Raw genomic sequence first — 21,237 nt, forward strand, 5'->3', positions numbered from 1 at the left:
GGCGCGGGTGAGAACGGGAGAGGCGCGGGGCGTCCGGACCGCGTCCGGAGCTGCTGTGTGTAGTGTACCGTTTCGACGAGGCCTGACGCCCCGCGCGGTCGTTATCCCTCTGGCCGGGGCGCGCAGGCCTTGTTCAGCCTTATGCCCCACCCGGGTTTTGTCCTGCCGCGCGACGCACCCAGCCGTCAGGCTGCGGCAACGCCGATTCCGGAGGAACCCGGAGCGAACCTTCGGGCGGGCGGGGGCCCTCCGACGGACCTCCCGATAGGCGGGTTTACGTCACCCGCCTTCCCATCAAGCCGGCCGGTCCCGCATCACGCGACTCCGGCGGCCCCGCTCGACCGCGTCCCCGCCGCGCGTCTCGGGCCGGATCCAAGAGCCCTCTCCCTCGCGAGGGGATGAGGAGAAGTCTACGGCAGGTTTGGGCGCGTCTGATGGGCGCGATCGTTTTTTCTGCAGGGCGTTGAAAGGGTTGGGGTTTGTGGCGGCGGGCGCGGGGATGGACGGGGCGCGATGCCCGTGGTCTTGCCTTCTCCCCATGCGGGAGAAGGCAAGAGTCGTCGCGCCAACCATCTGCCTAGCGCGCGGCCGCCATTTCCTGGACGGCGGCGAGGATGCCGAAGAGTTCGGAGACGATGATCGGCTTGGCCAGGACGCCGTCGACCCCGGCCTCGTGGTAGCGCACCAGGTCGTCCTCGAACACATTGGCCGTCACCATGACGATCGGCGTCAGGCAGGCCTTGGTCTCCAGGGCGCGGATCGCCCGGGTGGCGGTGACGCCGTCCATGCGGGGCATGTTGGCGTCCATCAGGATCAGGTCGAAGGGCTCCTGCTGCACCGCCTCCAGCGCCGCCTGACCGTCGTCGACGATCAAGGCCTCCAGGCCGACCTGGGACAGCAGCAGTTGCAGGACGCGCCGGTTGGCCGGATTGTCCTCGGCGGCCAGAATGCGCAGCGCCAGGGCCGGCATGGTCTCGGTGGGCTCGGGCTCGGACGCCACCTTGGCCGGCTCGGCGGGAAAGTCGAACCAGAAGCGGAAGCCGCCGGCCGCCCGGGACTCGGCCTCCGAGTCGCAGCCGATCTCGCCGCCCAGCGCCTGGATATTGGCGGCGCAGATCGCCAGTCCCATACCTACGCCACCGGTCTCGCGACCCTGGCGGGCCGGCTGGAAGGGTGTGAACAGCTGGTCCCGGTCATCGTCGGCGATGCCCTGGCCGGTGTCGCGCACCTCGACCAGCATCCGGTCGGCCTTGCCCGCGGACGGGCTGAGCCGCACGTGGATTGCGCCGCCGACGGGGGTGAACTTGACGGCATTGGAGATCAGGTTGGTGAGGGTCTGCTCAATCTTGCCGGGGTCGCTGAGGATCCTGCAGGACTCGGGCAGGGCGGTGAGGTCCAGGGTCATGGACAGGCCCTTGGCCCCGGCCGGGGTCCGCCACAGGTCGAACAGATCCCGGGTCATCTGCACGAGGTCGAACTCGGTCTGGGCGACTGCGCTGGCCCCGGATTCCACCCGCACGAAGTCCATGACGGCGCTGAGCAGGCGCAGCAGCATGCCGCCGGAGCGGCGGATGCCGTCGAGGTGATCGCGCTGCTCGCCATCCAGCGGGGTCGCCGCCAAGGCCTCGGCGAGGCCGAGGACAGCGTTCAGCGGCGTGCGGACCTCGTGGCTGGCGACGGCCAGCAGCTGGGTCTTGGCGCGGCTGGCCGCCTCGGCCCGGTGCAGCATCTGTTCCAGATCCCGCTGGGCGGCGGCGGCGGCGACGGTGGCCCGGTCGCGCTCGATGGCCCGCCCCAGGACCGCGCCGATCCGGTCCAGAAAGTCGAGGGTGTCCTGCCCCGGATCCAGGGCGATCTCCTGGGCGAACTCCAGCACGGCGGCGACTTCGGACCCGACCATGACCGGCAGGGCGATGGCGCCGGCGATGCCGTGGTCCAAAGCGATTCTGGCGCGCGGGAAACTCGGGTCTGTCTCATTGGCGTGCCAGTGCGCCCGGGCGTCCGACAGAACCAGGCCGGGCAGACCGACCCCCTCGTCGAATTCCAGGTCTTGGGTCGCGGCGATGATCAACGAGGCGTCAAAGCTGGCTCTGACCCACGAGATCCCGGACGCCCGCAGTCGGCGCCGGCCCTCTGCCGGGGTGTCGACGAACTGCACATGGCCGCCGGTCCAGCCGTTGAATCTGCAAATGCTCTCGAGGGCTATCCGCAGGACGTCGGTGAGGTCGCCGCTCCGGTTGGCCATGATGGCCAGTTCCGACAGCAGGCGCATCTGTTCCTTCTGCCGGAACAGGTTCAGGGTCTCGCGCTCGGCGATCAACTCGGCCTCGTGCCGCGCCCGGCTCTCGCGCTCCAGACGGCGCTCCAGGCGGGCGATCCGTTCGAGGAGCACCGCAGGCGGATCGACCGTGGGCGTCAGGGGTCTAGGCACGAACCGGTTGGCTCAGTGGCCAGGCGACCCGGAACGTGCAGTGCGGATCGCCCCGGTCGGTGCAGGTCAGGTGCTGAAAGTCGATTTGCTCGCCGAAATGGCGGGCCGCGCCTTCGGTGAAGCCCTGGGCCAGGGCGCACATGCGACGGGGCGAGCGATAGTCCATGTGCATGCTGTCGCTTGCGGCGTTCCGGATGTCAAAGTGCGGGCACACTGCCCCGACATAGAGCTTTTGCACCTCGGCATGGATGACATCGTTGATGCCCGCCAGGAAGGTCCGGGTTCCGACGTGGCCTTCGAAGAACACCGGATAGGCGCTGGCCAGATGCGGCATGGCCTGCTGTCCGAACCAGCGCAGCACCGCCCCGCGGTCCAGGCCCAGCTTTTCGCAGGCGGCCTCGACCAGAGCCTCCAGTTCGGCGTCGTCATAACTTCCGAGCGAGGTATAGGCGCCGGAGACGCCAGCCTGATCGACGAGGTCGTCCCAGACGTCATCGCCATGAGCCTCGGTGACCACAGCCTGCAGCAGATTGAAAACGACGCCCTTCATATCCCTACCCCTTGGCTTGGCCGTGTGTCCCAGCGTCAACACCCGCAGCCTGAGAGCGGCGCGAGTATCGGGAGGTGGAGGGATCGCCAACGGCGAACGCCCGGCCTTCCGACTGTTGAGCGTTAAGCTAGCGCAACGAAAAGTAGAAAACGATTGCCTTAACTTGACTCTAATGGGTCATTTTGTCGCACAAGTCATCTTGGGCGTAAAGCTCAAAGACAGTAGAGATTGGGTGTAATTCAATTTGTGACAGAGTTAAAAATCGTTATTCAAACATAATTGGACTCGAGAAGATCAAAAGTATTGGCGCAGCGTGACGCCGGGCCCTTCGGGCCGTCCTCCCCCGGAGGGGGAGGATCTCAACCCTAAAGCCGGCTCTTCCGGAACGCCTCGGCCTGTTCGGCCCGCAACTCAGCCCGCACCCGCTTGGGCATGGCCTTGTCGACCGCCGCGCCGGGCGCGGTGAGGATCTCGTTGGCGAATTCCAGGTCCATCATCTTCATGCGCTTGATCTCGTCGCGCAGGCGGGCGGCGGTCTCGAACTCCAGGTTGGAGGCGGCCTCGCGCATCTTGGCCTCCAGGTCCTTGAGGGCGGCCTTGAAGTTGTCGCCGGTGAAGGGCTTTTCGACGTCGCCCACGTGCAGGCCGCCGATCGGCACGGTGACGCGGTCGCCGCGCTCGAACGGGCTGTTGAGGATGTCCTTGATGTCGCGCTTGACGCTTTCGGGCGTGATGCCGTGTTCGATATTATAGGCGTGCTGTTTCTCGCGGCGGCGGCTGGTCTCGCCCATGGCCCGCTCCATGCTGCCGGTGATCCGGTCGGCATAGAGGATGACCTTGCCGTCGATATTGCGCGCCGCGCGGCCGATGGTCTGGATCAGGCTGGTTTCCGAGCGCAGGAAGCCTTCCTTGTCGGCGTCGAGAATGGCCACCAGGCCGCATTCGGGGATGTCGAGGCCCTCGCGCAGCAGGTTGATGCCGACCAGCACGTCGAACTTGCCCAGCCGCAGGTCGCGGATGATCTCGATGCGCTCCAGGGTGTCGACGTCGGAGTGCATGTAGCGGACGCCGATGCCCTGCTCGTTGATATATTCGGTCAGGTCCTCGGCCATTTTCTTGGTCAGCACGGTGACCAGCGAGCGGTAGCCCTTCCTGGCCGTCTGGCGGATCTCGTCGATGACGTCGTCGACCTGGGAGGCGCCGTCCTTGCTGACCGGGCGAACCTCGACCGGCGGGTCGATCAGGCCGGTGGGGCGGATCACCTGCTCGGCGAACACGCCGCCGGCGCGCTCCAGTTCCCACGAGGCCGGGGTGGCGCTGACATGCACCGACTGGGGTCGCATGGCGTCCCATTCCTCGAACTTGAGGGGGCGGTTGTCCAGCGCGCTGGGCAGGCGGAAGCCGTACTCGGCCAGGGTCCATTTGCGGCTGCGGTCGCCCTTGTACATGGCCCCGATCTGCGGAACCGTCTGGTGGCTCTCGTCGGTGAACAGCAGGGCGTTGTCGGGGATGTATTCGAAGAAGGTCGGGGGCGGCTCGCCGGTCTGGCGGCCCGACAGATAGCGGCTGTAGTTCTCGATGCCGGCGCAGGAGCCGGTGGTCTCGATCATTTCCAGGTCGAAGGTGGTGCGCTGTTCCAGGCGCTGGGCCTCCAGCAGCTTGCCGTTCTCGTACATCCAGGCCAGGCGCTCCTTGAGTTCGGCGCGGATCTCGATGATCGCCTGGCGCAGGGTGGGGCGCGGCGTGACGTGGTGGCTGTTGGCGTAGACCTTGATGCTGGGCAGGTCGGCGGTCTTCTTGCCGGTCAGCGGGTCGAACTCGGCGATGGCCTCGACCTCGTCGCCGAACAGGCTGATGCGCCAGGCGCGGTCTTCATAGTGGGCGGGGAAGATCTCCAGGGTGTCGCCCCGGCGGCGGAACGTGCCGCGCTCGAAGGCGGCGTCGTTGCGCTTGTACTGCTGGGCCACCAGATCGGCCATCAGCTGCTTCTCGTTGACCGTCTGGCCGACCTCCAGGGTGAAGGTCATGGCCGTATAGGTCTCGACCGAGCCGATGCCGTAGATGCAGCTGACCGAGGCGACGATGATCACGTCGTCGCGCTCCAGGATCGCCCGGGTCGCCGAGTGGCGCATCCGGTCGATCTGCTCGTTGATGGAGCTGTCCTTCTCGATATAGGTGTCGGTGCGCGGGACGTAGGCTTCGGGCTGGTAGTAGTCGTAATAGCTGACGAAATATTCGACCGCATTCTCCGGGAAGAAGCTCTTCATCTCGCTGTAGAGCTGGGCCGCGAGGGTCTTGTTGGGGGCCAGGATCAGGGCCGGGCGCTGGGTGGCCTCGATCACCTTGGCCATGGTGAAGGTCTTGCCCGAGCCGGTGACGCCCAGCAGCACCTGGTCCTGGTCGCCGTTGCTGAGGCCCTGCACCAGCTCGGCGATGGCGGTCGGCTGGTCGCCGGCGGGGCTGTATTCGCTGACCAGCTTGAACGCCCGCCCGCCTTCCGACTTGGCGGGTCGCTCGGGGCGGTGCGGCGTCCACAGGGCGGGCATGGACCCGCCGGGAACGATGTCCATGACGAAGGGTGTCGAGACGTCGGAAACGCCGGAGTCCGGTGTGCTGGGCATGGTCTGAAAGTAGGGCTGCGCGCGGCCTAAGGCTAGGGGCCCTGCTGACGGAGGGTGTCAGCAGGCTGGCGGGACATGGCGGCAGGCCCCGGTGACAGAAAAAATCAGGCACTGAACCCGTTGCGGTTTCGGTTCGTTGCCCTCACATGCAGGTCTCAACTGGCCCCGTCGAGGGCGAAACGAGGGTTCCCCGTGCTGCTTGAAAAGCTGAACTGGCGCTATGCCGCCAAGAAGATGGATCCGGCCAAGGTGGTGGCGGACGACAAGGTCGAGCGCATTGTCGAGGCCGCGCGACTGGCGCCGACCTCCAGCGGCCTGCAGCCGTTCGAGGTCTATGTGGTGACCAACACGGCGGTGCGCGAGAAGATCAAGGCCATCGCCTGGAACCAGGCCCAGGTCACCGACGGCTCGCACCTGCTGGTGTTCGCCGCCTGGGACAACTACACGGCCGACCGCATCAACCACATGTTCGACCTGGTCAATGAGGTCCGGGGCATTCGCAACGAGGGCTGGGAGAACTATCGCCAGATGCTGCTGGCCTCCTATCCGCAGCGCGACGCGCAGCTGAACTATGAGCACGCAGCCCGTCAGGCCTATATCGCTGTCGGCCTGTCCCTGGCCCAGGCGGCCTTTGAAGAGGTCGACGCGACGCCGATGGAGGGCTTCGATCCGGCCTCACTGGACGAGATCCTGGGCCTGCGCGAGCGTGGTCTGCGCTCGGTGGTCATCATCCCGCTGGGCTATCGCCAGCCCGAGGGCGACTGGCTGGTCAATCTCAAGAAGGTCCGCCGTCCGCTCGACCAGTTCGTGACCGACGTGAAGTAAGACCCTCCGGCTCTCCGGAGGGGCCCGGCTCAGCCGCCGACGCGGGTCAGCGTCGAGCGGTTGCGCTGGATCCAGGCCTCGGCGGCGTCGTCGAGGAAGTCGACCTCCTTCAAGGTGGTCATGCGGTCGCCGTCGCGGACGGTGGTCACGCGCAGGCGGGCCGGACGGTCGGCGTCACGGCTGTCTGTCTCGGCGATGATCGTCCAGTGGGTGGCGTCGGCCGGTGGCGCGGGCAGGCGCAGCGCGCTGGTCTCCAGGCTGGTCTCGCGGCCCTTGCGGAAGCTGGCCGAGGTTTCCTTGCCGGTGGCCGGGTCGAACAGCTCGACCGTGGTGATGCGCACGATACCCACCCGAGGACCGTCGTCGAAGTCGGCCTTGCGGATCACGGTGACGCCGTCGCCGCCGTCCTCGATCCTCACCTTCATCGGAATGCCGAACCAGCGGTCGGCCTGATAGTCGCGATATTCCAGCTTGCCCTCCCACGCCCCGACCGTGGTCAGCCGCACGGCGGCGATGTCGAGCGGAGCCTGGGCGGCGGCCGGGACGCCGGAGAACGCCAGGCTGGTCGCCAGCAGGGCGAAGAGGGTGCGGCGGCGCATGGTCTAGATCTCCTGGCCCGACGCAGCGAGCTTCACCCAGATATACGCCGCCAGCGAACATTGGGATGCGGGCGATTGACTCTCAGTTCACTGTGCGCCACACAGTGTGCGTCACACACCATGTGGCGCACACAATACGGCGCACACTATGCCCAGCGATACAGACATCTTTGAACAGCTCCGCCAGGAGCTTCGGCGCGGAACCCTGATCCTGGCCGTGCTGGCCCAGCTACGGGTCGAGCGCTACGGCTACAGCCTGCGCCAGGCCCTTTCTTCGGTAGGGGTCGAGATCGACGAAGGCGCGCTCTATCCCATGCTGCGCCGGCTGGAAGGGCAGGGCCTGCTGACCAGCGAGTGGCGCGAGGAAGACAAGCGCAAGAAGCGTTTCTACCGGCTGTCGTCGCAGGGCGAGGCCGTTCTGGCCCGGCTTGCCGGCGAATGGCGCTCCATCAACGACACCCTGCAACCCCTGCTTTGAGAGAGGACGGATCATGGATCTGCTCGACCGCTATCTGGGCGCCATCGCCGCCCTGCTGCCCGCCGGCCAACGCCAGGACATCGTTGCCGAGCTGCGCGACGTTCTGATGAGCCGTATCGAGGAGAAGGGGGCCCAGCAGGGCCGACCGCTGGACAGGAAGCAACTGGAGGCTCTGTTTCGCGACTTTGGCCATCCCTTGGCCGTGGCCGGCCGCTACGGCCCCCAGCGCGCCCTGATCGGGGTCGAGCTCTACCCCTTCTACATTTTCGCGGTGAAGGTGGCCCTGGCCATCGCCCTCGTCGTCGGCATCATTCCTGCGGTGGTCCAGGGCCTGACGGGAGCGCATGGCGGCATGGCGGGCATCCCCGGCCGCGTGATCCACGACTTCATTCCCACAGCCCTGCAACTGGTCGGCCTGATCACCATCATCGGGGCGATGGTCGAGCGCGGCTGGATCAAGACCGGCGACTTTGGCCAGTGGAAGGTCAGCGACCTGCCGTACATCTCGACGAAAAAGTCGTGGTTCCGCACAACGCGCTTCGAGGCCCTGTTCGAGGTCATCTTCATGACCTTCTTCGCCCTGTGGTGGGCCGGCGTCGTGGACTTTCCCGGCAGCCGGGGGCCGTTTGGCCACGACGGCGAACTGCAGATCACGCTGGCGCCGATCCTGACCCAGTTGCACACGCCGATCCTGCTGCTGGCCATCGGCCAGATCATCTCGGGCCTGATCCTGGTGATCCGCCCGGCCTGGATCAGGCCGCGCGCCGTCGCCGAGATCGTGCTGTCGATCGCCGGCATCGCCCTGGCCTACGCCCTGTGGCGCGAGATGCCGCTGGTGATGTTCGCCGGGCCGGGTGCGTCGGCCGAGGACTTTGTGACCCTTCGCCATGTCGCCGATACCGTCTTCAGGGTCTGCGTGGTGGTCACGGCCGCCGTCTGCGCCGGCAAGATCCTGATCGAGGGCTGGCGGCTGCTGCCGCCGGCCCGGGACGGATCTCGAGCCGGCTGAGGCCCTAGTTCTTTGGCTTGGCGGCGGTGTCGACCACCGCCCCGACCCCGGCTCCGACCACCGCGCCGACCGGTCCGGCGACCACCGCGCCGGTCATGGCCCCGGTCGCTGCTCGCTGCTCCATGTTGTGGCCGCAGGCGCTGAGCGCCAGGGCGGAAAGCGTGGCCAGGGTGGCGATGGAAAGGGTCCGGCAGGCACTGGGTTTGAGGGTCATGGCGCGCTCCTTGAGACGGTGTTCATCTGACTTGAGTAACGACGCTCGATGGCGTGGCGTTCCCTGAATCAAGGGGTCCAGAACAGTCCCGCCAATGCTTCGCGCTGCGGCAAAGCAGGGATTTTTTTCACTGTCGGGTTTTTCTAGCGAATCAAGGCGTTAACGATCTTGACTGCGGCGGATAGCCCCGGTTTCAATGCTGCACTGCGGCACATGGTTGCGACTCGCGGCTTTATCGTTCATAAGCCCGTCATAAGCAGGTTTTCGGCCAGATCGTGAAACGGTCGAACCTCCGCTTCTGGGACTGCCCGACAGTAAGATTTCCGGGTTCTCAGAAGTGATTTTGTCGGGGGGCGGTTCGCCCTCGCCGCGCAGGACACGAGTTTTGTTTATCAAGTCGCAGACGCGCGCAGATGCTCGCGCGCTGGTCGGCGCCGTATTGGTTGGGTCCGCTTCGGGCCTGGCTCTGGGCGCCGTCTACTTGGCGGGTGGGCTTGCCCAGACCGCCAGCCAGCACGCCCGCGTTACACGCCTTGCAGACGGCGCTTCGGAGGGCTTCTCCGACGTCGCCCTGATGAATGCCGCTTCGCGTATGGACCAGGGCGCGCTCGCCGTGGCCCGTCGTCACGACCCCTACACTGTCGCGGGCGCCGCTCAGCGCGACCGCCAGATTTCCCTGCTGGTCGCACGTCTGGAGAACCGCCGGACCGATGCTTCGGTTCCCCGCAGCGGTCCTCTCATGCTGCGCGCCAGCTACGGCGGCCCGTTCAATCCGGCCGCTTCGCCCTTCCGCTTCGGCAATGTGCTGGAGAGCTCGCGCGAGCTCGATTGCCTGGCCGAGGCCGTCTATTACGAAGCCCGTGGCGAGACCCCCAGCGGCCAGGCCGCCGTGGCCCAGGTGGTGCTGAACCGCGTCCGCCATCCGGCTTTCCCGAAATCCATCTGCGGCGTCGTCTTCCAGGGCGCCTATCGCAAGATCGGCTGCCAGTTCAGCTTCGCCTGCGACGGCTCGATGAACCGGGGCCGCGAACGCGGCGCCTGGAGCCGGGCCCAGAAGATCGCGTCGCGCGCCCTGACCGGGGCCGTGATGAACGAGGTCGGTTCGGCCACCCACTTCCACACCACCGGCGTCGCGCCGGGCTGGGGTCCGCGCCTGCTGAAGGTCGCCCAGGTCGGCATGCACGTGTTCTACCGCTTCGGCGGCCGGGCCGGCGCGCCGGGCGCCTTCTCGTCGACCCCGCGTCCCTCGACCCTGGACGACATGCCCAACGCTCCGGAAATCGCCGGCATCACCGCCGACGGCAAGCCGATGAGCGGTCTGGGGAGCGGTCTTGGCGGCGTCGTCTATGCCGCCAACGCCATCGCTGCGCCGGCCGCCCAGGCCGCGCCGGTCGGCAACGGCATGGGCGGCCCGCTGGGTCAGCTGACCGAGCCGGCTTCCGCGCCGGCCAAGCCAGTGGTCGACAAGAGCTCGGCCGACGGCGTCAGGACGACATCAGCGGCCGCGAGCGCAGCTGCTTCCTGACGGAGCCGGGCATGTGGCTGCTGGCGAAGCGCATCTGCTTGGCCCGCTTGCCCACCATGTAGTGCAGGTCCTTGCCGGTCGCTGACTTGAACACCACCTCGGCGGCGTCCTCGACGGGATAGACCTCCAGCCCGCCCTTCTTGAGGGCGTCGGCCATGTTCTCGTTGCTGCCCGCCGCCCCGGCGTTGAGGATCGGCGTCTCGATGAACCACGGCATCACGCAGGCGACGCTGACGCCGTGCTGGGCGTATTCGACGTCCAGGGCCTCGGACAGGCCGCGCACCGCGAACTTGGTGGCGGAATAGACCGCCAGCTTGGGCGAGCCATAGAGGCCCGCGCAGGACGCCACATTGATCAGCCGCCCGCCGCCCGCCTTGAGCAGCGGCAGGCCGGCTCGGGCGCCGTTGATCACGCCCTTGATGTTGATGTCGATCTGCAGGTCGCAGTCGGCCTCGCTCATCTCTTCCAGATTGCCGAACCGGGCGATGCCCGCATTGTTGAGCAGAGCGTCCAGCTTGCCGCCGGTCATCCGCCCGAACTCGCCCAGGGCGTTGTCCCAGGCCTGGCGGTCGCGGACGTCCAGCTTGAACGTCGCGCCATTGGCTGGACCGATGGCCAGCAGGGCGGCCTTCAGGCCCGCGGCGTCGATGTCCGACAGGCCAACGAACCAGCCCGCTGCGACGAACCGTTTGGCGCTGGCCAGACCGATGCCGCTGGCGGCGCCGGTAATGAAGATGGTCTTGCGGCCCTTGGCAGCAACGTCAGCGTTGGCGCTCATCGGCGATCCTCCCCGTTTTCTTTGTTATCAGCGATCAGACGCCGAGGACGGGGAGGGGTCAAGACCCGCGCCCTCCCAAGAGGACATCGGGGGACGCGGGTCGATCCAGGGTCGATCAGTCGGTCTGATCGTCGGTTTCGGCCTCGGGGCCGTTCTTCTTGAAGGACTCGATGGCGTTCTTGGCCGAGGCTTTCGAGGAATAGCCCTCGGTCGAGAACATCACTTCGCTATTGTAGACGAAATTGACGCGGAACTCGCCCGCCTTGTCCTTCTTGATTATGAACTTGTAGGCCATGGGTGTCTCCAGAGCGGGATTGGATGCGTCGGCGTCGCGACGCCTCGACCGTGACTTGCCGCTGGCTGACGTGTCAATCGAGATGGGCTCGGGAGAATGTGAATGAATATTGACGACCGCCTGGACCAGCTTTCCCGTCAATTGCTCTCGGTTGCCTATGACGACCTGACCGACGTCCAGAAGAGCGTCATCGACCTGATCTGCGACGAGGCCCCCACCGGCCTGAACAAGACGCTGGTCAATGACGATCGCACCTTTTGGGACCGGCTGGCCGACTCCGTGGCCAAGGTGGGCGGATCGTGGGCCTTCATCGGCGGGTTCAGCGCCGCGCTGATGGCCTGGATCGCGCTGAACGTCGTGCTCAAGCGCTTTGATCTGGCCTTCGACCCCTATCCCTTCATCTTCCTGAACCTGCTGCTCTCGACTGTGGCGGCCCTGCAGGCCCCGGTGATCATGATGAGCCAGAACCGCCAGGCCCTGAAGGACCGCCAGAACGCCGAGCACGACTATGTCGTCAACCTGCGCGCCGAGCTGGAGATCAGGCACCTGCACGCCAAGCTCGACGCCCTGCGCGAGCGCGACATCGCCGCTATGGCTCGCGCCAACGCCGAGTCCCTGGGGCGGCTTGAGGCGCAGGTGGCGGCGCTGGCGGTGAGGCTCGACGCGAAGGGGTAGGGCGACGGGCGTCCGGTGTTGGACAAGGAGTCTGCATACTTCCTGCGCAATCGGCGTGCCTCAGGCGCCTGAAATGTCAAACCCCTTACGGCGCTGCGATCCTTCACCCACATCTCTCGCGCCAAGCCGCCCGAGTCCTCGTTAGCTCGATCCCGACAGCCGTCGGACGGGCGGCGCGAGGGGATTTCGTCGAATGGAACTGGGCGCGCGAACACCGACCCGGCGTCAGCTGCTTTCCGCCATCGCCGCCGTCGGGGGCACGGCGGCGCTCTACCAGGCCATGACGTCGCTGGGCCACGCGGCCGAGACCCAGTTCGCGGGACCGCCCAACCTGGCCGGCGCGCGCAAGGGCGCGTCGGTGATCGTGCTGGGGGCGGGCCTGGCCGGCCTGCTGGCGGCCCATGAGCTGACCAAGGCCGGCTACAAGGTGCAGATCCTCGAATACCAGGACCGGGCCGGCGGCAGGAACTGGTCGCTGCGGGGCGGCGATACCTATACCGAGCTGGGCGGGGCGAGCCAGAAGGTCGGCTATGCGCCGGGCAACTATTTCAATCCCGGCCCCTGGCGGATCCCGCACCATCACCGGACCCTGCTGCACTATTGCAAACAGTTCGGCGTGGCGCTGGAGCCGTTCATCCAGTTCAACCACAACACCTGGATCCACTCGTCGCAATCGTTCGGCGGCAAGCCGGTACGCTTCAAGGCCGCCGCCGCCGACTTCGAGGGCAATGTCGCCGAGCTGCTGGCCAAGTCGATCAACCAGAACGCCCTGGACCAGCAGGTCACGCCCGAGGACCGCGAGCGCCTGCTGGAGGCCCTGAAGGGCTGGGGCATGCTGGACAAGGACTACAAATACGCTTCCAACCTGCGCTCGGCCTCGCACCGGGGCTATGACCGTCCGCCCGGCGGCGGGATCAACGGCGCGCCGATCCCGTCGGCCCTGTACGATTTCCACGACGTGCTGGACCCGCAGGTCTGGACCTCGATGGCCTTCTTCATGGGTCACGAGATGCAGACCACCATGTTCCAGCCGGTGGGCGGCATGGACATGATCGGCAAGGCCTTCGCCAAGCAGGTCGAGGGCCAGATCACCTATAACGCCAAGGTCAGCAAGATCGCCCAGAACGACAAGGGCGTGGCCGTGACCTATGCCGACACCAAGACGGGCAAGGTCGCCACCGCCCAGGCCGACTGGTGCGTTTGCACCATCCCGCTGTCGGTGCTGGGCCAGATCGACACCCAGGTCACCGACGAGATGATGGCCGCCATCAAGGCTGTGCCCTATTCGGGCCAGGTCAAGATCGGCCTGGAGATGAACCGCCGCTTCTGGGAGGAGGAGGACTCCATCTATGGCGGCCACAGCTTCACCGATCAGGAGATCGCCCTGATCTCCTATCCCAACAACAATCTGTTCGGCGACGGGCCGGCCGTGCTGCTGGGGGCCTTTGCTCGCGAGATGGGGGCCTATCGGCTGGCCGGCATGACGCCGCAGCAGCGGATCGAGGTGGCCCTGCAACAGGGCTCGGTGCTGCACCCGGCCAGCTATCGCAAGGAGTTCGCCAGCGGCGCCTCGGTGGCGTGGAGCCGCGTGCCTTGGTCGCTGGGCTGCTGCGCCCGCTGGACCGAGGAGACCCGCAAGGAACACTACCAGACCCTGGTGGCCATGGACCGCCGCATCGTCCTGGCCGGCGAGCACGCCTCCTATGTCGGCTGCTGGATGGAGGGGGCGCTGCTCTCATCCATCGACGCCATTACCCGCCTGCACAAGCGCGCCCTGGAGGCCTGAGCATGACCGTTCGTTTTTCCTCCGCGATCATCGTCGGCCTTCTGGCCATCGCCGCGCCCGCTCTCGCCCAGACCCCCGCGGGCGGCGATACCGGCGGCGGCGTGGTTCGCGTCGCCAAACCGGTCACGGGCCAGCAGGTCTATGAGGCCGTCTGCCAGGCCTGCCACATGGCCGACGCCAAGGGCGGCGTGGGCGCGGGGACCATCCCGGCCCTGGCGTCCAATCCGCGCCTGGCCGGGGCGGCCTATCCGATCTCGGCCATCGTCATGGGCAAGGGCGGCATGCCCAGCCTGGCGGGGCCGCTGGACGATGCGCAGATCGCGCAGGTGGTGACCTATATCCGCACCAGTTTCGGCAACGCCTACCCCAAGCCGGTGACGGCGGCGGATGTCGCCAGGATCCCGCACCCGGCGCGGGGTGGCGGGCACTAGGCTCGCCCGCCTAGACCTCATCGACATTCAGCCGACCATTGTCCTTTGTTCACCGTCATTCCCGCCCTTGTGGCGGGAACCCCTGGTTCAGCTGGTAGGTGAGACGCAAGCGGACCGCTAGCGGTCCGCCCCTCCCGCACCTGCGGCGGGCAGAGAGGTTCCCGCCACAAGGGCGGGAATGACGGAGTTTAAGAGATCGGCCGCCGTCGCGATCCTGAATGTCGATCCGCTCATCCCGCCTTCGCCGTGCGTCGCAGCGACTGGGGCGGCTGACCGAACGCCCGGATGAAGGCGCGGCGCATGCGTTCCGGATCACCAAAGCCGGTCTCCAGGGCCACGTCCTCGACCTGCAGCGGCTGGCTGTCCAGCAGGGCGCGGGCGGCCTCGACGCGCAGGCGCTCGACCGCCTTGGCCGGGGTGACGCCGGTCTCGGCGGCGAACAGGCGGGCGAAGTTGCGCGGGCTCATGGCGGCGCGGTCGGCCAGCTGTTCGACGCTGAGGCTCTCGGCCAGGTTCTCGCGGGCCCAGGCCATGACGGCGTCGAAGCGCCCGGCCTTCAGGTCGATCAGCGCCGAGAACTGCGACTGGCCGCCGGGGCGGCGGTGATAGACCACCAGCTGCTGGGCCACCCGGCGGGCCACGGGCTCGCCCTCGTCGGCGCCGATCAGGGCCAGGGACAGGTCGATACCGGCGGTGATGCCGGCCGAGCTCCAGATCATGCCGTCCTGGACGAAGATCCTGTCGGGCTCGAGCTTGATGGCCGGATAGCGCTTCTGGATGTCTTTCGTCCGGCTCCAGTGGGTGGTGGCGCGCTTGCCGTCCAGCAGGCCGGCCTGCGCCAGGATGTAGGTTCCCGAACAGACGCTGGCGACGCGGCGGGCCGTCTTGGCGGTGTCACGCACATAGGCCAGGGTAGCCTCACAGATCGCGGGCCCATGCACCCCGTCGCCGCCCGAAACGATCAGGGTGTCCAGCGGCGGCGCGTCAGCCAGGGCGGTGGTGGCGACGGCCATGCCCGACGAGCTGGCGATCATGCCGCCGTCGCGGGACAGGAAGACCAGGCGGTAAGCCCCTGGCGAGAACCGCGCGGCGATCTCGAACGTCGCGATCGGGCCCGTGGCGTCCAGGAGCTGGAAGTCCGGATAGACCAGAAAGCCGATAGAGCGGGTCATGGCGGATTCCGAGGGAATTATGTCATTTCAGCCAGACGCTAGGCGCGGGATGATGCGGCGTCAATCACGGAGGCGTCGATGACCCAGCCCCAGCCCAAGACCCAGCCCCTCAAAATCGTTTTCGCCCTGTTTCCGGGCGTTACCCACCTGGATTTCACCGGGCCTCACCAGATCCTGTGCCGCCTTCCCGGCGCGAAAGTCACGGTCGCCTGCCTGGCGGGGGGCGAGATCGAGGCCGACGGCCTGATCTTCGCGCACCTGCCGCGCCTGACTGATGTCGAGGCGTGCGATGTGCTGGTGGTGCCAGGCGGCTTCGGGACCACCCAGGCCATGGCCAATCCGGCCTTCCTCGACGAGATCCGCCGTCTGGCTGCGGGCGCGCGCTATGTGACCTCGGTCTGCACGGGCTCGCTGGTGCTGGGCGCGGCGGGGCTGCTGAAAGGCAAGCGCGCGGCTTGCCACTGGGCGTGGCGCGATCAGCTGTCGTTGTTCGGCGCGATCCCCGATCCGGCCCGCGTGGTGCGCGACGGCAATGTGTTCACCGGTGGCGGCGTCACGGCCGGGATCGATTTCGCCCTGACCATCGCCGCCGAGATCGCCGGCGAGGACGTCGCCCAGGCCATCCAGCTGGGCGTCGAGTACGCCCCCGCGCCGCCGTTCAATTCGGGACGGCCGGAAACCGCGCCGGCCAAGGTGCTGGAGCAGGTTCAGCGCATGTACGGCAAAGGCATGGACGAGCGTCGGGCGGCGGCCGAGAAGGCCGGAGCGCTGGTTTAAATCCTTCTCCTTATAGGTGTGGGGATATCCAGGTTCCCACACCTCCTCTAGGCTCCCCCCCAAAGCCGGCGAACGACCGGCGCGGGGGAGGGGATGTCATGCGCAAGCCATGGCTGTTGTTCGTGCTGGGCTTGGTCCTGGTTTTGGGCGGAAGCGCGCTGGCCTGGAAGGTCCAGACGGCGGGCGGGATCAAGGTCACGGAAGTGACCTTCGCCGGAACGGGCGGCACGCCGATGAGCGGGCTGCTCTACACGCCCCTCAACGCCACCCCAGCGACGCCGGCCCCCGGCGTGCTGGCCGTGCACGGCTATATCAATTCCCGCGAGACCCAGAGCGGCTTCGCCATCGAGTTCGCCCGGCGCGGCTATGTGGTGCTGGCCCTGGACCAGACCGGTCACGGCTATAGCGGCGGGGCGGCGTTCTCGAACGGCTTTGGTGGTCCCGATGGCCTGAAGTATCTGCGCAGCCTGCCGACCGTTGATCCCGCCAATATCGGCCTGGAAGGCCACAGCATGGGCGGCTGGACGGTGCTGGCTGCGGCCGCGACCATGCCGGACGCCTACAGGGCCATGGTGCTGGAGGGCTCCTCGACCGGCAAGCCGTTCGCGGCGGACGGCACGCCGGTCTGGCCGCGTAACCTGGCCCTGGTGTTCAGCCAGTATGACGAGTTCTCCAAGCTGATGTGGGGCGTCGATCGGGCCAAGGACGTGACCGGCAGCGCCAAGCTGCAGGCCGTGTTCGGGACGACGGCGCCGGTCCAGCCGGGCAAGGTCTATGGCTCGATCGCCGACGGAACCGCCCGGGTGCTCAACACCCCCGCCACCACCCATCCCGGCGACCACATCTCGCCCGCCGCCATCGGCCACGCGCTGGACTGGTTCGCCCTGACCCTGAAAGGCGGAACGCCGCGCCCGGCCAGCGACCAGATCTGGATGTGGAAGGAAGCGGGCACGGGCGTCGCCCTGATCGGCGCCGTCGTGCTGCTGCTGGGGACGTTCCAGGCGCTGCTGACCCTGCCGCTGTTTGCGCGTCTGCGTCAGCCGATCCAGCCCACCGTCGCCCGCCGTGACGGCGGCTGGTGGCGCGGCGTCGCGATCACCGCCCTGCTGCCGGCCCTGACCTATTTCCCGTTCTTCATCCTGGGCATGGTCGCCCTGCCGCCCAATGCCATCCTCAAGCAGGGGATCACCAACCAGGTGCTGACCTGGGCCGTGCTAACCGCCCTGATCACCCTGGGCCTGGCTGCCCTAGGCAAGCGCGACAAGCCCGCGTTCAGCCGTTCCCTGCGACTGTCTGTGCTGATCGGCATCCTCAGCGTGGGCGTGATCTATGGCGCCCTGGAGCTGGTCCATCGCCTGTTCCTGGTCGATTTCCGCTTCTGGGTCGTGGCGCTCAAGCGTCTCAGCCTGGGCCAGGCGGATCAGGTGCTGGTCTATGTGCTGCCCCTGACCCTGGCCTTTGGCGTCACCCTGCGCACCTTGCTGGCCCGCATCCCGGTGGCCGGCGAGAGCAACCTGGCCCGCTATGCCAGCGCCGTGCTGGCGCTGAGCGGGGGCTTTGCCCTGCTGCTGGCCCTGGACTATGGCGCGCTGTTCCTGACCGGCCGCCTGCCCACGGCCTTCGACCCGCTGTCGACCGTGGTGGCCATTCAGTTCCTGCCGCTGACGGCCCTGATGGCGGTGATCGGCGTCTTCACCTGGAAGCGCACCGGCGGCTATGCGACGGCGAGCGTGATCTGCGGCCTGCTGCTAACCTGGTACATGGTGGCGGGGACGGCGACCCAGGTAGTGTAGGGCTCAGGCCTCGGCGGCGATCTGGCGGAGGGCCTTCTCGAAATACTCCGCCGGCTGGCCGCCCGAGATCAGGTAGCGGTCATTGATGATCACGGCGGGGACCGAGCTGATGCCCGCCGTGTGCCAGGCGCGCTCGGCGTCGCGCACCTCCTGGGTATACTGGCCCGAGCTCAGAACCTCGCGGGCCGCCGCGCCATCCAGGCCGGCCTTTTGCGCGGTCGCCACCAGCACCTCATGGTCGGCGGGGCTGAGGCCATCGGTGAAATAGGCGTCGAACAGCGCGCGCTTCAGGGCCTTCTGGCCGCCCACTATGCCGGCCCAGTGCAGCAGGCGGTGGGCGTCGAAGGTGTTGTAGATCCGGCTGGTCTCGCTGGTCTTCATCGTGAAGCCCACCGAGGCTGCCCGCTCGTGAATGGCCCTGCGGTTGGCGGCCGACTGCTCCGGCGTCGCGCCATATTTCTCGCCGATATGCTCGACGATGTTCTGACCTTCGGGCGGCATGTTGGGATTGAGCTCGAAGGGCTGGAAATGGATCTCTGCCTCGACCAGATCCCCCACGCGCTCCAGCGCCGTCTCCAGCCCGCCCAGGCCGACGATGCACCAGGGGCAGGACACGTCGGAGACGAAATCGATCTTCAGGGGCTTGGTCATGGGCGGGGTCCTGGCAGGTAGGCTTCAGATATAGGCGCGGGCGCGGACCCGCCTAGGGGTCTTTCCGACCTGACGGCGTCATCAGGGCCCTGACGATTTCCCGGGTCAGGACGTCCGGCGCGCACCAAGGGTAGCCGGAAATGGTCACATGGCTGTGGGCTATCCCCAGCAGGCTGCAGAGCAGGGCTTCGCTCCGGGGCTTCAGGTCAGCGTCGCTCTGCTTGCCCAGGACGTCACGCACCAGACCAAAGAACAGCTGGTAGTGGCCGACGGCGGTGGAGGACTCCAGAAAGTTGCTGACCTCAGCCTGGCTGACGCCTTCGGTCAGGAACACCAGTCTGTATCGCTCCGGGTTCCCGACCCAGTAGCCGACATAGTGGGCGGCGACAGCGGTGAGGCGATCGGCGGGGTTGTCGATCGACCCTGCCAGGGCGCTCAACTCGGCGAACACCTCGTCATAGATCCCTTCCCAGAGATGGCTGAGGATGTCGGCCTTGCTGGCGAAATAGGCATAGAGGGTCATCGGCGTGCAGCCGACCTCCTTGGCCAGCCGCCGCATGGACACAGAGGCGTAGCCCTCATCGCGAAACAGTTGCGCGGCGGCCTTGGCCACCTTTTTCCGCATCGCCACGATGTCGCCACCGCTCCGCGCCGGTCGGCCTCGGCGCGCGCTCACGGCTCCCTTGTCCAGACTCACAGACTTGACTTCCTTCGCTGATTATTATTTATCACGCGTTATAAATAATAGGCAAGACCGTATGAAACCGATCGTCGTCGTGGCCTGGCTGTGCCTTGCCGTCACCCTAGCAGCTGCCTCCCCCGTTTTGGACGAGGACGCGAGCGCCGCCGCATCCGTTCAACGGGGCAGGACGCAATTCATGTTTCGGTGCGGCGGCTGCCACGCCCTGGACGGCAACAGGTCGGGACCGTCGTTGCGGGGCGTGGTCGGGCGCCCGGCGGGCAGCCTGGGCAACTTTGGCTATTCTTCGAGCCTGGCCCGTTCGGGTCTCGTCTGGTCCGAGCAAACGCTGGATCAGTGGCTGACGGCGCCGTCGCGACTGGCGCCCGGAACGCGGATGACAGCCACGGTGAAGTCTGCCGAAGATCGTCACGCCCTGATCGCCTATCTCCGCAGCGTCTCGCGCTAGCGACCGCCTCCCTCTGGGCATTGGCCCGCCGCAGGACCCCCTCATGCAAAATCATCTGACCCTCAGCGAACGCGCCTTTCGGACCGCGATTTTCCTCCTTGGCCTCGTGGCCTTGTGGACGGGCGCCAATGTCGCCCTGGGCGGCATCGCCACCCTGGGGCTGCAAGGGCCGACCGACTTCGTTGCCGCTGTCCACGCCGAGGCCTATGCGGCCCACGACAGTCACGTGCGGTTTCTGGGGGGACTGTGGCTGGGGGTGGGTCTGCTGTTTCTGGCCGGGGCCTGGAACCTGCGGTCGCTCAAACCGGCCATTCAGACAGCGCTGGTTCTGACGATCATCGGCGGGCTGGCGCGGTTCAGCGCCCTTCGGTTCGACGTCCAGTTCGGGCCCGACATTCTGGGCTCCTTTCTCGCCGAGGTGATCCTGATGCCGCTTCTGCTGTGGTGGAGCACGCGAATCGCCCGTCCCGCATTGTAAGGTCTGGGAGGCAGGCGTCCCTGAAAGCGCAACGCTCGTGCTCCCCCGGCACGGGCGTTGTTCGCGTTCAACCGACCTTGATCCCCGTCATCGAGATCGCCGCGAAGACGTCGTCGGTGAAGAAACTGACGGGCTCGCCCGCATCCTGAGCGCCCAGCACATACAGCAGCGGCAGATAGTGTTCGGCGCTGTTGATCGACGCCTCGGCGTCGGGGCCCAGGCTTTCCCAATCGATCAGCGGGTCGTGATCGCCGGCCAGGATCAGGGCCTTGGCGGTGTCGTTGAAGCGCTCGGCCCAGTCGGGGGCTTGCGGCCGGCGGAAATCGGCGGCGCGCAGGTTGTGGACGATGTCGCCGCTGCCCATCAGCAGCACGCCTTCGTCACGCAGGGCCGCGAGGCGACGGCCGGCCTCGTAGTGCCAGCGATTGGAGCGGCCGCGATCCAGGCTGATCTGCACCACCGGAATGTCGGCGTCCGGATACATCGGCCTCAGCACCCCCCAGGCGCCGTGGTCGAGGCCGCGCGTGGGATGCTGGACCACCGGGTCTGGCGACAGGATCTCGCCGACCCGCGCGGCCAGGACCGGATCGCCCGGCGCGCGGTATTGTACGTCGAACAGGGCCTGCGGAAAGCCGCCGAAATCGTGGATGGTCTCCGGCGCCGCCGAGGCGCTGACGGCGGTGGCGCCCTGCGTCTCCCAGTGGGCGCTGACCATGGCGATGGCGCGCGGACGGGGCAGGTCGCGGCCCATCTGACCCCAGGCGCGGCTCCAGGCGTTGTCCTCGATGGCGTTCATCGGCGAGCCGTGGCCGACGAACAGGGCGGGCATGCGGGTCATGGTGAAGTCTTTCGGAAACAGTATAAGTTGCAGATAGGCGTCGCGCCGTCTCGCCGCAAGATGACGTGACGCGATGGCTTTTCCCGCGCGGCCGGCTTTGTTAAGGCCAAGGGGTGCCCAGTTCCGCTTCGCCCCCCGATGCATCTACCCCGGTCCAGACCCC

The 21,237-nt window shown here is 67.2% G+C and carries 22 protein-coding genes and 1 pseudogene; 11 read left to right on the plus strand and 12 right to left on the minus strand.

What is annotated here, in order from left to right:
* Positions 1–577: 577 nt before the first annotated feature.
* The 3 genes from ACN2C8_RS02525 to uvrB all read right to left on the minus strand — a co-directional run bounded on the left by ACN2C8_RS02525 (position 578) and on the right by uvrB (position 5,602).
* Positions 578–2,431 (minus strand): ATP-binding protein, encoded by a 1,854-nt coding sequence (locus ACN2C8_RS02525; protein WP_419254237.1) that lies wholly within the window; start codon positions 2,429–2,431, stop codon positions 578–580.
* Complete coding sequence (locus tag ACN2C8_RS02530; protein WP_419254238.1) at positions 2,424–2,981, minus strand: heme NO-binding domain-containing protein; 558 nt, start codon at positions 2,979–2,981, stop codon at positions 2,424–2,426. The genes ACN2C8_RS02525 and ACN2C8_RS02530 overlap by 8 nt, the downstream gene beginning before the upstream one ends.
* Before the next feature lie 365 nt (positions 2,982–3,346).
* On the minus strand, positions 3,347–5,602 hold the full coding sequence (uvrB, locus tag ACN2C8_RS02535; protein ID WP_419254240.1) for an excinuclease ABC subunit UvrB: 2,256 nt from the start codon (positions 5,600–5,602) through the stop codon (positions 3,347–3,349).
* 192 nt (positions 5,603–5,794) lie between these two features.
* On the opposite strand from uvrB, the gene ACN2C8_RS02540 reads away from it, so the two are divergent.
* Entirely contained in the window at positions 5,795–6,427 is a 633-nt protein-coding gene (locus tag ACN2C8_RS02540; protein WP_419254242.1) for an NAD(P)H-dependent oxidoreductase, read from the plus strand.
* A 29-nt stretch (positions 6,428–6,456) separates the two neighbouring features.
* Here the strand turns inward: ACN2C8_RS02540 and ACN2C8_RS02545 are convergent, their stop codons facing one another.
* Positions 6,457–7,026, minus strand: coding sequence for a hypothetical protein (locus ACN2C8_RS02545; RefSeq protein ID WP_419254243.1), 570 nt, complete (start codon positions 7,024–7,026; stop codon positions 6,457–6,459).
* Between the two features lie 148 nt (positions 7,027–7,174).
* On the opposite strand from ACN2C8_RS02545, the gene ACN2C8_RS02550 reads away from it, so the two are divergent.
* Both ACN2C8_RS02550 and ACN2C8_RS02555 read left to right on the plus strand, forming a co-directional pair.
* A complete protein-coding gene (locus ACN2C8_RS02550; RefSeq protein WP_419254245.1) occupies positions 7,175–7,504 on the plus strand; it encodes a PadR family transcriptional regulator in 330 nt (109 codons plus the stop codon).
* Positions 7,505–7,517: 13 nt separating this feature from the next.
* Positions 7,518–8,513: a hypothetical protein gene (locus ACN2C8_RS02555; protein ID WP_419254247.1), complete on the plus strand. Its 996-nt coding sequence runs from the start codon at positions 7,518–7,520 to the stop codon at positions 8,511–8,513.
* 4 nt (positions 8,514–8,517) lie between these two features.
* Here ACN2C8_RS02555 and ACN2C8_RS02560 read toward each other — a convergent pair whose 3' ends face one another.
* Positions 8,518–8,727: a hypothetical protein gene (locus ACN2C8_RS02560; protein WP_419254249.1), complete on the minus strand. Its 210-nt coding sequence runs from the start codon at positions 8,725–8,727 to the stop codon at positions 8,518–8,520.
* A 385-nt stretch (positions 8,728–9,112) separates the two neighbouring features.
* Here ACN2C8_RS02560 and ACN2C8_RS02565 point away from each other — a divergent pair, with 385 nt between their 5' ends.
* Positions 9,113–10,252, plus strand: a complete 1,140-nt coding sequence (locus ACN2C8_RS02565) for a cell wall hydrolase (protein WP_419254251.1) — start codon at positions 9,113–9,115, stop codon at positions 10,250–10,252.
* On the opposite strand, the gene ACN2C8_RS02570 is transcribed toward ACN2C8_RS02565, so the two are convergent.
* Together ACN2C8_RS02570 and ACN2C8_RS02575 are read right to left on the minus strand one after the other, a co-directional pair.
* Positions 10,212–11,030 carry an SDR family oxidoreductase gene (locus ACN2C8_RS02570; protein ID WP_419254252.1) on the minus strand — a complete coding sequence of 273 codons (819 nt, stop codon included), beginning with the start codon at positions 11,028–11,030 and terminating at the stop codon, positions 10,212–10,214. The two genes, ACN2C8_RS02565 and ACN2C8_RS02570, sit on opposite strands and share 41 nt — an antisense overlap.
* Before the next feature lie 115 nt (positions 11,031–11,145).
* Positions 11,146–11,325, minus strand: coding sequence for a YegP family protein (locus ACN2C8_RS02575; protein WP_419254254.1), 180 nt, complete (start codon positions 11,323–11,325; stop codon positions 11,146–11,148).
* A gap of 102 nt (positions 11,326–11,427) precedes the next feature.
* Here ACN2C8_RS02575 and ACN2C8_RS02580 point away from each other — a divergent pair, with 102 nt between their 5' ends.
* The 3 genes from ACN2C8_RS02580 to ACN2C8_RS02590 all read left to right on the plus strand — a co-directional run bounded on the left by ACN2C8_RS02580 (position 11,428) and on the right by ACN2C8_RS02590 (position 14,217).
* On the plus strand, positions 11,428–12,000 hold the full coding sequence (locus ACN2C8_RS02580) for a DUF1003 domain-containing protein (RefSeq protein WP_419254255.1): 573 nt from the start codon (positions 11,428–11,430) through the stop codon (positions 11,998–12,000).
* A 193-nt stretch (positions 12,001–12,193) separates the two neighbouring features.
* A complete protein-coding gene (locus tag ACN2C8_RS02585) occupies positions 12,194–13,786 on the plus strand; it encodes a flavin monoamine oxidase family protein (protein ID WP_419254257.1) in 1,593 nt (530 codons plus the stop codon).
* A gap of 2 nt (positions 13,787–13,788) precedes the next feature.
* A complete protein-coding gene (locus tag ACN2C8_RS02590) occupies positions 13,789–14,217 on the plus strand; it encodes a c-type cytochrome (RefSeq protein ID WP_419254258.1) in 429 nt (142 codons plus the stop codon).
* 20 nt (positions 14,218–14,237) lie between these two features.
* Here the strand turns inward: ACN2C8_RS02590 and ACN2C8_RS02595 are convergent.
* Positions 14,238–14,402 (minus strand): annotated as a pseudogene (locus ACN2C8_RS02595) (hypothetical protein); the annotation flags it as partial.
* A gap of 45 nt (positions 14,403–14,447) precedes the next feature.
* On the minus strand, positions 14,448–15,389 hold the full coding sequence (locus ACN2C8_RS02600) for a GlxA family transcriptional regulator (protein ID WP_419254260.1): 942 nt from the start codon (positions 15,387–15,389) through the stop codon (positions 14,448–14,450).
* A gap of 78 nt (positions 15,390–15,467) precedes the next feature.
* On the opposite strand from ACN2C8_RS02600, the gene ACN2C8_RS02605 reads away from it, so the two are divergent.
* Positions 15,468–16,166: a DJ-1/PfpI family protein gene (locus tag ACN2C8_RS02605; RefSeq protein WP_419254262.1), complete on the plus strand. Its 699-nt coding sequence runs from the start codon at positions 15,468–15,470 to the stop codon at positions 16,164–16,166.
* Positions 16,167–16,264: 98 nt separating this feature from the next.
* The gene (locus ACN2C8_RS02610) at positions 16,265–17,959 is read left to right on the plus strand and encodes an alpha/beta fold hydrolase (RefSeq protein WP_419254264.1); all 1,695 of its coding nucleotides are present in this window, start codon (positions 16,265–16,267) and stop codon (positions 17,957–17,959) included.
* 3 nt (positions 17,960–17,962) lie between these two features.
* Here ACN2C8_RS02610 and ACN2C8_RS02615 read toward each other — a convergent pair whose 3' ends face one another.
* Positions 17,963–18,610 carry a DsbA family oxidoreductase gene (locus ACN2C8_RS02615; protein WP_419254266.1) on the minus strand — a complete coding sequence of 216 codons (648 nt, stop codon included), beginning with the start codon at positions 18,608–18,610 and terminating at the stop codon, positions 17,963–17,965.
* Between the two features lie 52 nt (positions 18,611–18,662).
* A complete protein-coding gene (locus tag ACN2C8_RS02620) occupies positions 18,663–19,235 on the minus strand; it encodes a TetR/AcrR family transcriptional regulator (protein ID WP_419255796.1) in 573 nt (190 codons plus the stop codon).
* Positions 19,236–19,368: 133 nt separating this feature from the next.
* On the opposite strand from ACN2C8_RS02620, the gene ACN2C8_RS02625 reads away from it, so the two are divergent.
* Entirely contained in the window at positions 19,369–19,758 is a 390-nt protein-coding gene (locus ACN2C8_RS02625) for a c-type cytochrome (protein ID WP_419254268.1), read from the plus strand.
* A 43-nt stretch (positions 19,759–19,801) separates the two neighbouring features.
* A complete protein-coding gene (locus tag ACN2C8_RS02630) occupies positions 19,802–20,236 on the plus strand; it encodes a DUF4345 family protein (RefSeq protein ID WP_419254270.1) in 435 nt (144 codons plus the stop codon).
* Between the two features lie 67 nt (positions 20,237–20,303).
* Here ACN2C8_RS02630 and ygiD read toward each other — a convergent pair whose 3' ends face one another.
* Positions 20,304–21,074: a 4,5-DOPA dioxygenase extradiol gene (ygiD, locus tag ACN2C8_RS02635; RefSeq protein ID WP_419254271.1), complete on the minus strand. Its 771-nt coding sequence runs from the start codon at positions 21,072–21,074 to the stop codon at positions 20,304–20,306.
* Positions 21,075–21,237: the final 163 nt, after the last annotated feature.

Origin of the sequence: Caulobacter sp. ErkDOM-C, assembly GCF_048541825.1 — a bacterium.
GTDB lineage: Bacteria > Pseudomonadota > Alphaproteobacteria > Caulobacterales > Caulobacteraceae > Caulobacter.